The 13,176-nt window shown below is 53.5% G+C and carries 21 protein-coding genes and 1 pseudogene; 18 read left to right on the top strand and 4 right to left on the bottom strand.

Annotated elements, in window-relative coordinates; translation table 11 throughout:
• Positions 1 to 137: 137 nt before the first annotated feature.
• The 4 genes from ACN082_RS09990 to ACN082_RS09975 are packed head-to-tail and all read right to left on the bottom strand — an operon-like array spanning position 138 to position 2,536.
• Complete coding sequence (locus ACN082_RS09990) at positions 138 to 1,274, bottom strand: tyrosine-type recombinase/integrase (protein ID WP_419100713.1); 1,137 nt, start codon at positions 1,272 to 1,274, stop codon at positions 138 to 140.
• A 35-nt stretch (positions 1,275 to 1,309) separates the two neighbouring features.
• Complete coding sequence (locus tag ACN082_RS09985) at positions 1,310 to 1,654, bottom strand: hypothetical protein (RefSeq protein WP_419100712.1); 345 nt, start codon at positions 1,652 to 1,654, stop codon at positions 1,310 to 1,312.
• Positions 1,655 to 1,677: 23 nt separating this feature from the next.
• A complete protein-coding gene (locus ACN082_RS09980) occupies positions 1,678 to 2,109 on the bottom strand; it encodes an ImmA/IrrE family metallo-endopeptidase (RefSeq protein ID WP_419100711.1) in 432 nt (143 codons plus the stop codon).
• A complete protein-coding gene (locus ACN082_RS09975) occupies positions 2,081 to 2,536 on the bottom strand; it encodes a helix-turn-helix domain-containing protein (protein ID WP_419100710.1) in 456 nt (151 codons plus the stop codon). Before ACN082_RS09975 ends, ACN082_RS09980 begins: the two co-directional genes overlap by 29 nt.
• A gap of 198 nt (positions 2,537 to 2,734) precedes the next feature.
• Here ACN082_RS09975 and ACN082_RS09970 point away from each other — a divergent pair, with 198 nt between their 5' ends.
• The 18 genes and pseudogenes from ACN082_RS09970 to ACN082_RS09885 all read left to right on the top strand — a co-directional run bounded on the left by ACN082_RS09970 (position 2,735) and on the right by ACN082_RS09885 (position 13,071).
• Positions 2,735 to 2,977, top strand: a complete 243-nt coding sequence (locus ACN082_RS09970; protein WP_419100709.1) for a hypothetical protein — start codon at positions 2,735 to 2,737, stop codon at positions 2,975 to 2,977.
• A 478-nt stretch (positions 2,978 to 3,455) separates the two neighbouring features.
• On the top strand, positions 3,456 to 3,668 hold the full coding sequence (locus ACN082_RS09965; RefSeq protein WP_419100708.1) for a hypothetical protein: 213 nt from the start codon (positions 3,456 to 3,458) through the stop codon (positions 3,666 to 3,668).
• 63 nt (positions 3,669 to 3,731) lie between these two features.
• Complete coding sequence (locus ACN082_RS09960) at positions 3,732 to 4,010, top strand: hypothetical protein (protein WP_419100707.1); 279 nt, start codon at positions 3,732 to 3,734, stop codon at positions 4,008 to 4,010.
• Between the two features lie 411 nt (positions 4,011 to 4,421).
• Positions 4,422 to 4,754, top strand: coding sequence for a hypothetical protein (locus ACN082_RS09955; protein ID WP_419100706.1), 333 nt, complete (start codon positions 4,422 to 4,424; stop codon positions 4,752 to 4,754).
• Positions 4,711 to 5,922, top strand: a complete 1,212-nt coding sequence (locus ACN082_RS09950; RefSeq protein ID WP_419100705.1) for a helix-turn-helix domain-containing protein — start codon at positions 4,711 to 4,713, stop codon at positions 5,920 to 5,922. The genes ACN082_RS09955 and ACN082_RS09950 overlap by 44 nt, the downstream gene beginning before the upstream one ends.
• A gap of 151 nt (positions 5,923 to 6,073) precedes the next feature.
• A complete protein-coding gene (locus ACN082_RS09945; protein ID WP_419100704.1) occupies positions 6,074 to 6,925 on the top strand; it encodes a Bro-N domain-containing protein in 852 nt (283 codons plus the stop codon).
• A 1-nt stretch (position 6,926) separates the two neighbouring features.
• Entirely contained in the window at positions 6,927 to 7,103 is a 177-nt protein-coding gene (locus ACN082_RS09940) for a hypothetical protein (RefSeq protein WP_419100703.1), read from the top strand.
• A 445-nt stretch (positions 7,104 to 7,548) separates the two neighbouring features.
• Positions 7,549 to 7,812: a hypothetical protein gene (locus ACN082_RS09935; protein ID WP_419100702.1), complete on the top strand. Its 264-nt coding sequence runs from the start codon at positions 7,549 to 7,551 to the stop codon at positions 7,810 to 7,812.
• Positions 7,809 to 8,630: a hypothetical protein gene (locus tag ACN082_RS09930; RefSeq protein WP_419100701.1), complete on the top strand. Its 822-nt coding sequence runs from the start codon at positions 7,809 to 7,811 to the stop codon at positions 8,628 to 8,630. Before ACN082_RS09935 ends, ACN082_RS09930 begins: the two co-directional genes overlap by 4 nt.
• A gap of 18 nt (positions 8,631 to 8,648) precedes the next feature.
• Positions 8,649 to 8,996, top strand: coding sequence for a hypothetical protein (locus ACN082_RS09925; protein WP_419100700.1), 348 nt, complete (start codon positions 8,649 to 8,651; stop codon positions 8,994 to 8,996).
• Positions 8,997 to 9,012: 16 nt separating this feature from the next.
• Positions 9,013 to 10,044, top strand: coding sequence for a hypothetical protein (locus ACN082_RS09920; protein WP_419100699.1), 1,032 nt, complete (start codon positions 9,013 to 9,015; stop codon positions 10,042 to 10,044).
• 111 nt (positions 10,045 to 10,155) lie between these two features.
• Positions 10,156 to 10,317 (top strand): annotated as a pseudogene (locus tag ACN082_RS09915) (helix-turn-helix domain-containing protein); the annotation flags it as partial.
• Positions 10,318 to 10,617: 300 nt separating this feature from the next.
• A complete protein-coding gene (locus tag ACN082_RS09910; RefSeq protein ID WP_419100714.1) occupies positions 10,618 to 10,971 on the top strand; it encodes a hypothetical protein in 354 nt (117 codons plus the stop codon).
• Positions 10,968 to 11,396, top strand: a complete 429-nt coding sequence (locus tag ACN082_RS09905; RefSeq protein ID WP_419100698.1) for a hypothetical protein — start codon at positions 10,968 to 10,970, stop codon at positions 11,394 to 11,396. The genes ACN082_RS09910 and ACN082_RS09905 overlap by 4 nt, the downstream gene beginning before the upstream one ends.
• A gap of 421 nt (positions 11,397 to 11,817) precedes the next feature.
• A complete protein-coding gene (locus ACN082_RS09900) occupies positions 11,818 to 12,261 on the top strand; it encodes a DUF3310 domain-containing protein (RefSeq protein ID WP_419100697.1) in 444 nt (147 codons plus the stop codon).
• Positions 12,261 to 12,629, top strand: coding sequence for a hypothetical protein (locus ACN082_RS09895; RefSeq protein WP_419100696.1), 369 nt, complete (start codon positions 12,261 to 12,263; stop codon positions 12,627 to 12,629). Before ACN082_RS09900 ends, ACN082_RS09895 begins: the two co-directional genes overlap by 1 nt.
• On the top strand, positions 12,630 to 12,845 hold the full coding sequence (locus ACN082_RS09890) for a hypothetical protein (RefSeq protein WP_419100695.1): 216 nt from the start codon (positions 12,630 to 12,632) through the stop codon (positions 12,843 to 12,845).
• A gap of 16 nt (positions 12,846 to 12,861) precedes the next feature.
• The gene (locus ACN082_RS09885) at positions 12,862 to 13,071 is read left to right on the top strand and encodes a hypothetical protein (RefSeq protein ID WP_419100694.1); all 210 of its coding nucleotides are present in this window, start codon (positions 12,862 to 12,864) and stop codon (positions 13,069 to 13,071) included.
• Positions 13,072 to 13,176 lie beyond the last annotated feature (105 nt).

Here is a 13,176-nt window from a genome sequence, read left to right as displayed (position 1 = left end):
TAATCGCGTGTTCCCCTGACTCCATAGAACTCCCGGTAAGTCCATATGACTAGGCGAACCGCATAATCCAAACTTCCCAGAACTCCATAGAACACCACTACATTCCACGCCCAAAGTAGTGAGTTTATAGTGACCGACTACAAACCACCCAAAACCCCAACAGCATCAGAAACACCACGCCGCTCAATATAAGACTTCTTCGTAGTCTTAAAATCATCATGCCCCAGCTGCAACCCAGCCGCCTCAAGCCCAAGCTCACGCTCAATCATCGTTGCCACCGAAGCACGAATAATCTTCGGCGTAATCTTCCCAAACTTCCCACCCAGGGAGTTCTTAAAATTATGGGTCAGCACCGAATACTTCACCATCCCCCCACCCTTTGCGGTGAAAACAAAACCCTCCCCGCCCGATCGCCTCTCGCGCTCGCGGAGCACAGCAATGAGCCACCCAGGAAGAGTAATAGCCCGGTCGTTTTTGGTCTTGGTATAAGGCTGATAAACAGACGCGCCGGAGTCAATAATTGCGGTAGACCTAATCGTGCACAGCCCAGATTCGAGGTCTAGATCATCCCATTTGAGAGAGACCGCTTCCCCTACACGGCAACCTGTGCCCACCAGGAAATCTATGAAGTCAGGCATCCATTCTTTGGCCCGCGTCCAGTGGGGGTAGGACAGATAAAAATCTCGCACTGTCTTTCTTAGCTCGGTCATTTGCTCCGGTGACAGCGCTTTGACCGCCTCTCGCTCAATCTTTACAGCACGGGTTTGCTCCGCAGGGTTCACTGGTAAGGCGCCAAGTCTCACTGCCTCACCTAGAATCATCTTGTACATGATGCGTAGGCGGGTGGCCGATGATGGGCCGCCAATGGTGCGTCCATCACGGGTACGCTTTTCGCCTGCTGCGGCTATCTGCTTTTCAAGCCAGGGGACGGTGATCTCGTTAAGCCTTATCTGACCTACTGGCTCGATGAAGTTCTTGATAATGAGGCTTGTCTGCCGAAAGGTGTTGAAGGTGACGGTTTTTTTGTAGTCTTTGAGCCAAATTTGGGTGAAGTCTTTGAGCCGCATAGTTGCGGTAGTTTCTTCGACTGGCTGATAGGCCGCTATCTTTTCACGGAGCTTATTTACAGCAGCGGCTTTGCTGGTCGCGTTAGCGGTAATGTCCCTGCGCTTGCCGGTGGTGTCGCGGTAGTATGCTCGTGCTCGCCATTTACCGTTGGCGATTTTGACAGCGCTTATCTCGCCGTGTGCTCCTATGGGCAGGGGTGGGCGCATGGTTTTCCTTCGGGCGATGGGCTGGGCGGTAGTGATTAGCGGTACCTTGGTACCTGCGATTCCAGGTATTGAATAGCGGCTTCTCGGGTGATTACCCCATTGTTCAAGTCCTGCACTAGTTGCCCGAACGTCTGGTTGAAGGTCTTTATCTTGGCTTCCCTGCGGGCCCTTTTTATATCCCACTTTGAAGCCTTGAACGGGTGGAGGAAAGAATTGGGTTTTGGCGACTCTTCCTCGTAGGGAATCGGTGGGTGCACCGGCTGGTTGGTATGAAGTTTGTAGAGAAGGTCTGCGAGCATCTCTCCCTTCTTGGTGTCGATGTAGCTTCTGGCGCTGTTGCCCATTGTGTAAGCGTTGACATTTCCTTTGGTGAAGCTCATTTGATCTCTCCTGTCTGGTGGTCTTATATTTTTATCTGCTCTGGTAGCAGCATCTTTTCGTTGAATGTTAGGTACTGTAAGCGCGTCTTAAGTGCGCGTGGTGGAGTTCTTAGGTTGTAGGCCCATTGTGCTAGGTCAGGTGAGTATAGGTCTTTGTTGCAGAGTAGCCCAAGGGGTAAGGACTGTATGGCGGCGTATCTGTCGCATCGTTGTTCAATGCTGTTGCGGTCTTTCCTGCTGGCAATATGTGATGACCTGGTGTGGTAGTGGCCTATTTCGTGCCAGAGCACCCAGTTTTCCATGTGGGGGTGCTGGTCTGGTCGGAGGAATATGCAGTTACTTTGGGGGAGGTAGAGACCCCGGAGCCTTGGGGTTAGGTCATCGTAGTAGATGGGTAGCCCCAAGGCTTTAGCGTACTCTTGCGCGCTAGTTGTATGAGTCGTAGTCGATTTCATCTCCGTCTGTTTCCCGGTATGCCGCTATGTCTACGTCTGACTTTTTGAGCTCTTCCGCTAGCTCTGCTCGTGCCATTTCTTCGTGAGTGGCAAATGGTTGTGTTGCGAATGGTGCGTTCTTGTCTATGGGGGCGTTGCTTCTCATGCGGCGTAGTACTTCTGCAACGAGTTCTTCGTCTGTCGCTTTGAGTAGGGCTCCTTTGGAGCGGAGCCTGTCTACATAGTTTTGTTTGAGCAGGTTGGCTTTGACTGCTAGGTCTAGGAAGTCTAGGCCGGTTCCTAGTGCGATGTCTTTGAGGGTGTCTAGTGTTAGGGCGGTGTTTCCGTTGAACTGGCGGCTTAGGCGTGACTGGGTCAGGCCAGATTTCTCGGCTATCTGGCGAGTAGATAGCCCGGTCTGTTCTTGAATGTACTGTTCAATGTTCATGCTCCAAGTGTTGCATAAATAGATAACCCATGCAATTTAGACACACTGTTATCTTTTTTTGAAACTTTTTTACATGACCCTGACATGCTGAAACGCTGTGAGCATGCAGGATTTCCGAACATTGCGCCAGAAAGAGGGTTGCAAATACGAATAGATATAATCTAATATCGAATTATCAGCCACTAAGGAGGTGACAACATGGCACAGAAGCCACACTTCAACCCCCGAGTACTTGACCGAATCAAGTACGAACAGGGAGTCCACACTTGGAGCGACCTAGCAATCCTACTGGGCACTTCATACACCAAGCTCAAGAACTGGCGTGACGGCGTATCAGCACCCAACTTCTCTGAAACTGTGATGATCGCTTACCGATTCAATATCCCCTTGCAGGACATGACCGTAGAAAGCTACGAGGAAGTTACCGCAATGGCTGCTTAGCCAACAAAAGTCTCCCCATTACTGGGGTTTGGCCGGTGCGAGACGGCACTTTTATTCTCGCAAGTCAAAAACACTTTTACCCATTCAAGGGGATTAGTGCACCCAAAAACAGGGTGAAGCTGCGCAACAACCTGGGCGCAGGGCAGAAAAACACAGGCCGCTACTTGGTAATTGAATATCCCGCCGTGGAGAGATACGGGGCCAGTGAGACACCGCGCTCGGCCCTACACCCTGAGAGAGCGCCCCACAGAGTGAGGGCGGGTATAGCCCATAAGGCTTTCGGGAGGTAACGGTAAACGGTTGGGAGTCACGGCGCTAGCGTCGTGCAGTTTTAGCCCGTCAGCGTGGAGAGCTGGTGACTTGGTGCAAGACCAAGGACGGGCGCTTGGGGCTGGTGAGCAAACGATTATCCACACAAGGTATCGCAAGCGCGTATTCACCCGCCAGCCCCTCATGTATTAGCGAAGAAAGGACCGTCATGGATGTAGAAGAGATTGTGAGATTGGGAGAGTTCAGAGGGTGGGTGCGTGTCAAAGAGGCATCCATTCTTTTAGGTCGCTCTGTAAAGAGCTTGCAGAACGCCCACTCAGCAAGGTCTGGTGTTATGGCTTTCGCTTACAAAGTTGAAGGGGAAAGACTGCTTAGGGTTCCCTTCGATGATGTGATGCGGGATATGAAAAGAAGTAAGTAAGAGAACGCCCGCGCTCTGGGAAGTTACCAGGCGCGGGCATCGATTAAGTAAGGATTTTACCAGATGGTCAATTTACTTGAAGCGCTGAAGCGATGCAGAGAAATACAGAGCGCAGTCATACGCCGCATGAACGAAAATGCCGGCTCTCCGCACGGCATTGACCAGCGTATCGTTGCGCTCATTGATTTTGAGCAGAGGCTAAGTGAAGCAGCTGCTCACAGGGGTGCAAGGCTTGATGAGAAGGAATTTTCGTATCTCGACATTTCAGCATATATCTGGGCTGAGATTCGCGAGATTAGCCAGCAGATATGGCAGGAAGAATCTGAGAAGCTATCAGGCTAGAGGCCGGCTTGACTAAAAGCATTGGGGTGTATTTAATGGTTTTACATGATTTCAAACCATAAAAGTTGAAAGGTGACTATCTTGCACCCAGGCCTATCCGAGGACCTTCAGCCGTACGAACCTCGACTCCACCGCATCGCTAGAGAGGCTGACGAGAGTGTTTGCCAAGCGAGCGAGAGCCAGGAGAAAGGCCTTGAGACTATCAAGGGCTTTGAGGACAGACAGAATCGTGAGCGTACAGTGCAGATAGACACGGTCAAAGCAATTTTAGAGTCACGCCTGAGTGAACCTGAGTTTACTGAAGATGGAATCACCGTTTCCCGGAGAGGGAACTCTTGCAAGATAACCATTGACGGAAACTTATCTCTTGCGGTGCGTACGGTGCCTAAAGATAAGGATCTTTACTCCTTAATGAACCACGGGAAAGCCCGTGTTGAGAGTCTCGATAAGGTGCTCGCTGACGTGCTCTTTGGTGAAGCTATTCAGGAGTATGCACTGTGCATGGAGCTATACAGTAGCCGTGACCAGCGAGGGGTTAAGGCGGTAGGGGTTGCCCCATTAGAGGACGGTAATCCGCGCTGGGAGGATATCGTTTTGATTGACCATCAGGCGCCCCAACGAGTAGTTAAGGACGAAGATGACTTTGTCGAGTTCGTGAACAAGATGAAGATTTCAGAGCCAGAAATAGTGAAGGAAGGGGATGCTGAAGAAAATGGAGGAGAGTCTACCTCTCACACTGCCTAACTCAAGGGTTGCTGTATTCGGCGAGCGAGTAAAAGACGCTAGAACCCTTAGAGGGGTAACAGCAAAAAGGCTAGCCGAAGAGCTGGGGAAGACTCCTAGTTCTATTTCTCACCTCGAGGGTACAGAAAGTACGGAATTGCCTGTTGCTGAGGTTCGGTTGATAGCTGATTTTCTGGGGGTGGATGAAGAATATCTTATTACCCCACCAGTGAGTTATATAAAGAATTCAGACTTGCATTTTCGTGCTAATTCAACTATCACGAAAAAAGAGTGTTCATCCCAGCTTTCTTTTTTAAAAATTATTAACGAGTATATTGTTCAGATGGTCAATACTCGCAAGGTTGAGCTTTTTCCTGTGCAGCTAGAAAACCTTGATTATCTTGATGATATGGACAACGCAGTGTTGCGCGCGCGGGAGATCCTTCGACTTAAACCTGGTGAACCTATCGGTAATCTTGTCAGCCTTTTAGAGAAGAATGGTGTAATTGTTGTTCCGACCGTTGGCGACTTAGTTGCTCATATACCCAACCATGATGCTTATTCTTCATGGACAAGTGGCGCGGGTATCGATGTTCCGGTGATTGCTGTGCGTATGGATACTGCTTGGGAAAGACAGCGGCTTTCGGTGGCGCATGAGCTGGGGCACTTGCTGTTGCATAGGTACAGAGCAGGGGAGAATAAGGAAGAGGAAGCTTTTGATTTTGCTATCCGTTTCTTGATTCCATCTGTTGAGATTATGAAGGAATGGCCTGATCATGCTACGCCGCTGTCATTACTTCCCTTGAAAAGGAAATGGGGGGTTTCGATAGCGGCTATAGCTCGGTATGGTCGTACTCTAGGGCTGATTGATAACTTTAGGTATTCGTCTATATATCGACAGCTATCTAATAATAAGGACCGCGCTACTGGTAAGAGCTGGAGGGTTCAGGAGCCTGGTGCTCTTGAGCGTTTGCCGGAGAAGCCTCGTGTTCTTGCGGCTATTGTTTCTGCTGTTTTTGGCCTTTTGCCTAGTGCTGAGGTTTTGCGTTCAGAGACTTTTTTGCCGTGGGATGTTTTGAGGCCTGTGTTTCAGCAGCTTGATTCTCCTTGGGCTGATGCTTTGGGGGATGATTTAGTTGCTGGTTTTCAGGCTGATATTGTGAGTCTTGATTCTAGGAGAGTTTATTAGTCTACCTCTTTTTTATGTGTGGCTCACAGTTCGGTGGAGCCTATTTTTATGCCTATTTTTGTAGGTTGGTTTTATTATTTAATAAATTGGGAAAGCCCCTGGCATGCACTTGCCAGGGGCTTTTGTTAACCCATGAAAGGGGATTAATCCAATGGAAATTCTAGCAAATAACAGCGCACATGATGGTGTGCAGACTTTCAACTTCAACGGCCTACCGCTACGGGCACTGCTCATAGACGGCGAACCCTGGTTTATTGCACTAGACCTCGCAAGCATTCTCGAATACCGCATGGCATCTGACATGCTCCGCGTTGTAGATGAAGAGGATAAGGGTACGCGTCCCATGCGTACCCCTGGGGGCACACAGAATCTAGCCGTGATTTCGGAGCCTGCCTTTTACAAGATTGTTGTTCAGCGACAGTCAGGTAGGTTGCAGAAGAAATCTAGCCGGGAGATGATAACCAATTTTCAACGGTGGGTTACACACGAAGTCCTCCCTGCCATTCGAAAGACAGGCTCTTACGCTGTCACCCAAGCTCCTGAGCTTACCGGCCCGGAGCTTATGGCTAAGGCGCTGGTTGAAGCGCAGAAGGTTCTTGAAGCTAAAGACGCCCAGATTGCCCAGCTTGCTCCGGCGGCTACTGCTTATGGGCATTGGAAGCAGCAGGATAACGGCATGACGATTACTGACCTTAATAAGAAACTTGCTGAGGTTTACCCCGGTATGAAGTTGCCGATGTTGCGGGAGCACATGATAAAGCGCGGGGAACTCGGTAAGTGGGAAAAGAAAAACAATCTCACCGGTGAAGTTCAGGAGATCAGATACAAGCCTAAGACGGTTCTTTTCCGCAATGGTTGGGCTTACGAGTATATGACTCAAAAGGCCAATGGTCAGCTTACGCCGGCTTGGAAGTACACCCTTGCTTATTACGAGGAGCTGGTTCGCAGGTTCTCAACGAAGCTGGCCGCCGCTGGTCAGCAGGAAATGTTGGAGGTGGCCTAAATTGCGTGATTTGAGTATGAGAGCGCAGGTGGCCGGTGCTGGGCGGATTGATATGCGCTCTACCCGGGCGACGATGTTGCGCCCTAAGGTTGCCCGCGCTTCGGGTAAGAGCACCGCTGAGCTTTCGCGTGAGCTTGCTGTGTATTTGGCTAAGCGTGAAGCGAGGGCGCGCAAATGAGCCGCTGGTTTGGCCCTGATAGCCCGCTGTGGCAAGCCCCGAATGAGGAGCCGGGTGTGTGCCCAGAGTGCGGCGGGTCGATGAAATACCCCTGCATCTGTGATTACTTCGCGGACCCTGAAGATGATTTTTGGGAGGCCGCATGAGTGCCCCGGTTTGTGATTGCCGTGAGTGCTTCGTTTTCTGGCGGGTCACTGGGCGCAGGCTAACCCCTAGAACTTCAGAGAAAAGTATTGCCCTGGCAAATGCCTGCCTGCGTGAGCAGGCCGACTATATCAGGGTGAATCCCCATAAGGAGGCCGCATGAGCACCAGAACTAGGGCCCTGCTTTTGTGGGGTCTTTTTCTTACCCTCACCATTTTGAACCCTGCCCCTACCGGGGGAGCCATGCTGCTGGCCGCACCGGTCGGGGTTTTTGTATATCGCACAACTAAGGATTGGATCAATGAAGGAAGCCAAGAAAGCCGCGAAGCGGCAGAGGAAGCTAGAGAAGCTGCAGGCATTTGAAGCGGCAGTGAGGATTGATGAGCGCCGCCGCTTTGAGGAGGCCGCTCGTGAGCGCGCTGAGGACCTGGAGAATCGGCATATGTACGCGCAGAACGTGTTGTCGCATGCTCACTTGGCGCGCCTCCAAATGGAGTCAGCCAATCCTAATACCCCGCCCTTGGGCAGGGCCATAGCTGACCTGCTAGGAGGTGAGAGTCAGTGAGCCTGACTTTTAACGCAGGTTCCCACCGGTACCGGCTGGACGGCAGGTCAGTGACCGGCGTGACGACCCTGCTAGGTGGGGGAGTGCCCAAGCCTGCCCTGATGGGCTGGCACGCCCGGATGGTGGCTGAGTATGTGGAGGCTAATCCGCTAGAGATTGAGCGGCTAAGAGGTGAACCTACACCCACGGAGAAGAACCCGCACGGGCGCTCAGCACTGGTGCAGGCCCTCTGCAAGGTGCCGGAGGGTCTGAGGGATAGCGCGGGGGAGCGAGGCACCCTGATACACGATCTCGGCCAACGCTACCTGGAGGGCGCGGAGGTGGTTATCCCGCCGCTTTACGAGCCGGAGGTGATGGGTCTGGTCGCTCTGATTGAGGCCCTGGAGCTTACCCCGCTGATTGTCGAGAAGTCCCTTGCCAACCGTTCCCATTGGTACGCGGGGCGGGTTGATTTTATCGGCACCAGCCCCTACCTCAACGACGGGCAACCTGTCCTCATCGACTGGAAAACCTCCAATGGTGTGTACGGGGAGACTGCGCTGCAGGCAGCCGCCTACGCAAAAGCTGAGTTCTGGGTTGAGGATTATGATCCGCACACTGAGCACCCTCTCCCTGAAATCACAGCCACCTATGTGGCGCATATCAGGCCAGGTTTTACGGAGCTTCACCCGCTGGCAGAGAGCGCAGAAGAGATTGACGCCCACTTCTTGCAATTCCAGTATGCGGCGGAGATAGCCCGCAAAGCCAAAGACCGCGCCGGGTACGTCAAGCCCGCGCTGAACATCGAAGAACTAACCGCCGCCACCCTGGCGGCCTAACCCCGAATGGAGAAACTCGTGACTGAGATTGACCCCACCTTGAACCTGGAAGAAATGACCCCCGAACAGGTAGACGAAGTCCTTGAACAACTCGAATACCACCGGGCGGAGGTAGCCCGCATTGAGGCTGCCTTGAAAGAGAACCCGGCGCTGACTGTGGAGACCGGAACCTGGCGCGTGAATGTTGCTACCGGGTCGCGCTTTGACGCGGCGGCTTTTGAGCGGGAATACCCGGTTGAGGAGCACCCTGATTTTTATATCCCTCAGCCTCCGAAGCTGGACGCTAAGAAGGTAGACCCGCAGGTCAAGGCGCAGTACACCAAGGAGACCGCGCCCCGCCTGACCATCAAGAAACTCACCAACTAATAAGGAGAACCCCAAAATGACTGAAATCACCGCATACCAGCAGAACGTCCCAGCAATGCAGGCACCCTACGGGGCACCAGCGGCGCAGGGTTTTAACATACCAGCGCATGATCCTAGCGAGCCGCTCAGCGAGCTAGTCCGATGGGCTCAGGAAACCGACGCTGCCGCATACATCGCTGGAAAGCTCGCAAAAACTTCCTTCGTGCCCCGCGAGTTCCAGGGGAACGAGGCTAACGTTACCGCTGCCATTCTTGAGGGCAAGTCGCTGGGTATGGATCCAATGGAAGCGCTGAAATCAATTTATGTCGTGCATGGGCGGCCAGGCCTTTACGCAAAGGCGATGCTAAAGATGATCACCAAGGCAGGGCACAAGCTCAACGCAATAGAACGGAGTGATACCCGCGTTGTTCTGAGAGCAGTTCGCAAGGATGACCCGTCAGTTAGCGTTGATTACGACTGGACGATTGAGCGGGCCACCCGCGCTGGTTACACCTCAAACGCAAAATATAAGACCAACCCCACTGAAATGCTGCACTGGAAGGCTGTTTCTGAAGCCGCAAAGTTTACCTTCTCAGACGTCTTTGGCGGTATTGACTCTGTGGAGGATATTGAGGACGGCGACTTCGACCCCAACTCAGCTCCCACTCCAGCTGAGGCTAAGGCTGTTACTGCTGGCGCGAAGAAGGTTCAGCGGAAGGCCCCCGCTAAGGCTAAGGCCGCACCTGCGCCCTCGGCACCACCTGCCCCGGTGGTGACCCCACCCGCAGAGAGCGAGCAGGCCGACCCAGAGACCGGGGAACTACCCGCAGAGCCGAAGGCTGAGGTCAAGTACGCTTCCAAGGCTGATCAGGGCCGTATCAAGGCAGGCTTCGGGGAACTTGGGGTGACCGATGCTAAGGAAATCCTGGGTATCGTCCGTGACTGGGTCAATGACCCCAGCTTGCGCGGCGCTGCTTCACTGACTCACGATCAGGCGCAGGCAGTTCTGACCCGCCTGGCACGTGAAATTGAGATTGAGAAAGCCAACGCTGTGGCACCTGCCCAATAGCAGGCGTGCACCATTCAATAGCCCGCCCAGAGGTTCTAATTCCCCTGGGCGGGCTTTCCACTACTACTACAAGGGAAGGAGGTTGTTTTGAGCGTTCAGGCTACGTCTTGGGTGTGGAATCATTCGCAGGCTGAGGGTACCGCTCGGTTGGTTCTTTTGGCTATTGCTGATGCGGCTAACAGGGAGGGGCGTAACAGCTATCAGTCGGTGCCGACGATAGCCAAAATGGCGCGGGTGGATAGGGCTACTGTCTTTAGAAAAATCAGGTCCCTTGAAGAGCTTGGAGAGCTAGCGAGGGAGGAGACTAGGGGACCGAAGGGTGTGAATGTCTTTTATCTTCCTTTGATGTCTGACCCGTCGCAAAATGCGACCCCACCCGTCGCACCGTTGCGACCGTCGCAAAATGCGACCCGTCGCAAAAACGGCACTGACCCGTCGCAAAATGCGACCCCACCCGTCGCACCGTTGCGACACAACCCCATTAACCCCAGTAGTTCTAAAGAACTACACCCCATTAATAACGCGCACGCGCACGAAACAACGGGGGAGCGGAAAAGACCTGCGCCGGGCAGAGTGAACTACTCACCCATCTTCGAGCAATTCTGGGCGACCTACCCAAGACAAGAAGGCAAGCTCGACGCCTGGAATGCCTGGCGTTCCGCCTCCCACTTCAACACCGCCTCAACGATCATCGCCGGAGCCGCCCGCTACAGAGACAACCCCCACCGCAACCCGCAGTTCACTAAAACCCCCGCGCGGTGGCTTGAATCAAGAGGCTGGGAGGACGGCCCAGCAGAACCCCCACGCCTCCAACAACCCGACCCCACCTACAAGCCAGGCTGGCAAAAACGTCTTGAATACAACGCCCAACTCAACCAGCAGTATCAAGACCCAGGGGCAGAATTTCTCAGGAGTATCGAGCAATGAATAAGCAAGAAACCCACGTTTTCCTAACAGCCGTCAACCAGAACGACCCACGGGTGGAGCCATCCTCTTACGCGGTCTCTGTTTGGCAGGAGCAGCTAGAGAAACTAACCCCGGCGCAGGCAGACGCGGCTTATAGGGCTTTTGTGCGGCGCAGTGACGACAAGCCAACTGCCCGGCAGATTCGGCTACTGGCGCAGTCCTTGATTGAGTCTGCCCGCGCTCAGGCTTCTGCCCGCCAGATCACCCATGACACCACGAAGATAACTTTTGCCCAGTGGAAGGTTAAGTACCCTGGGCGCGCTGAGCAGTGCTGGCGTGACGGGGTTGCCTCTGTGAGGGGGTCTGATGTTGCTGCTTGTTTACCCGCTCCACAATGGGCGGTGGGTGCTGGCTCTGTTGTTGCTTCGGTTGGTGGTCGTCTATGACTTCTTTAGTCGCTTCCTGCACCGGCCTGCATGGGGGGGTAACTGATGGGTAAACCGCTACCAAGGTGCCGTGCTTGCAGGCGCACAAGAACAAGTACTGGGCGCCCGTTGCGAATCATCGGCCCTGAGTCACGTTTCCCAGGTGTCTGCTCTGGTTGCTATACCAGCGCTTGGAGGAAGTATCAGCAGTATCAGCCGTACCCGTGCCAAGTGTGTGGGCTTACCCACACACGCAATGGCAGGGCGAAGCAAATATATCATTCTGGCCCCTGGGAGGGCTGGTGTCATACGTGTCGGGTCAGGGAACAGCGCCACATGCGCGCTGAGAAAGACACAAACAAGGCTCAGAGCGCCTAAAACACAAAAACAAGCCGGGAACCCACCCCGGCTATTTTCAACCCCACAGAAAGGAAAAACAGCCATGACAGACCTCATCAACCACCCACCCCACTACACACAGCACCCCTCCGGCATCGAATCAATCAAAATAGCCCAAATGGGCGGGTTCAACCTCGGAAACGCCATCAAATACCTCTACAGGCACGAACACAAAGGCGACCCCATATCAGACCTCAAAAAAGCCCGATTCTACCTACAGCGCCTCACCGAACTAGACGCTATCCAAATCGAACTCATCAACTCCCACGACACCCAAGGAGCAATCAACCAAATCCAAGAAGTACTCAAACACGAACCAGCCAACACGCCCCTGCACCATGCCCTAAGACTCCTGCAAACAATCATCTTTTCCGCAGGATCACCCAGCATACAAATCCACGGACCCAAAGCAGTGCAAGCAATCAACCAGAAGCTCACCGACCTAGAACCCACTACCCGGACACCCAAAATCTACGAGGAACAGTAATGACCACCACCTACACCCCCGAGCTACACGCACGCCTCCGCGAACTCCACCAGCAAGCAAGCCCCGCACCCTGGGAATCAAGCAACCATGGCCCCGGCAAAAGAACCTACATCGAACACCCTGACGGTGACGTTCTCAACCATGACGAACGCGGAACTGGACATGAGCGCGAGGACATCGCTTGGGTCAGTGAAGAAGACGGAAGGGTCATAGTTGAATACCGCAACGCCGTCCCTGCGCTCATAGCAGACCATGAAGCCACCGCCCGCAAGCTCGCTATCTACGAGAAACGCATGGCCTACATCGCCGAGAACTACCCACTCGTCCACGCAGACGTATTAGAGCACGCACCCGAACAGGAGAACTAAGTGACCGCCCTCGTGACTTCAAAAAACGAAACACTACCCAAAGCCCGACTAGACAAAGAAGGGCTACACCTAGCGGGGGTGACCATACCCGCCAGGTATCTCACCCCAAACATCAGAGCCAAACCCACAGGCCCCGGCGGAGCAATAGTGGAGCTGACCGTCACCCTCACGGTCTCAGAAGCCGAAATCAACGTACCAAACGCCAACCTCCACTAGAACAGGAGAGTAAGAAATGAGCGACCGTGTCCCAGACCGCGTAAAAGCCGCCGTCTTTACCAGCATTGCCAAAGCAATCGACCTTAACCCAATTCTCTGGGAAGACCACGACCATCTCACCGAAGATGAATACTTCCAAGCCGGAGAAGAAATGAAGAGATGGGAAGAGATATTTGACGGCTTGGCAGAATCCCACAAGCACGCACCAGCAGAGGGGGCAGAATGAGGTTCCTAAAGCTCATTTTCCCTGACCCCACACCCCGTTGCCTGGAGGTGAACAAGGTACCCGACCCGACACCCTCCCAACAGCCCCGGCGGACCCTGCTAGAGA

The sequence above is a fragment of the Rothia sp. CCM 9417 genome (genome assembly GCF_048513575.1).
Classification (GTDB): Bacteria; Actinomycetota; Actinomycetes; order Actinomycetales; family Micrococcaceae; genus Rothia.
Note: the sequence above shows the minus strand (reverse complement) of the source record. Positions and strands in the feature narration are given on the sequence as shown.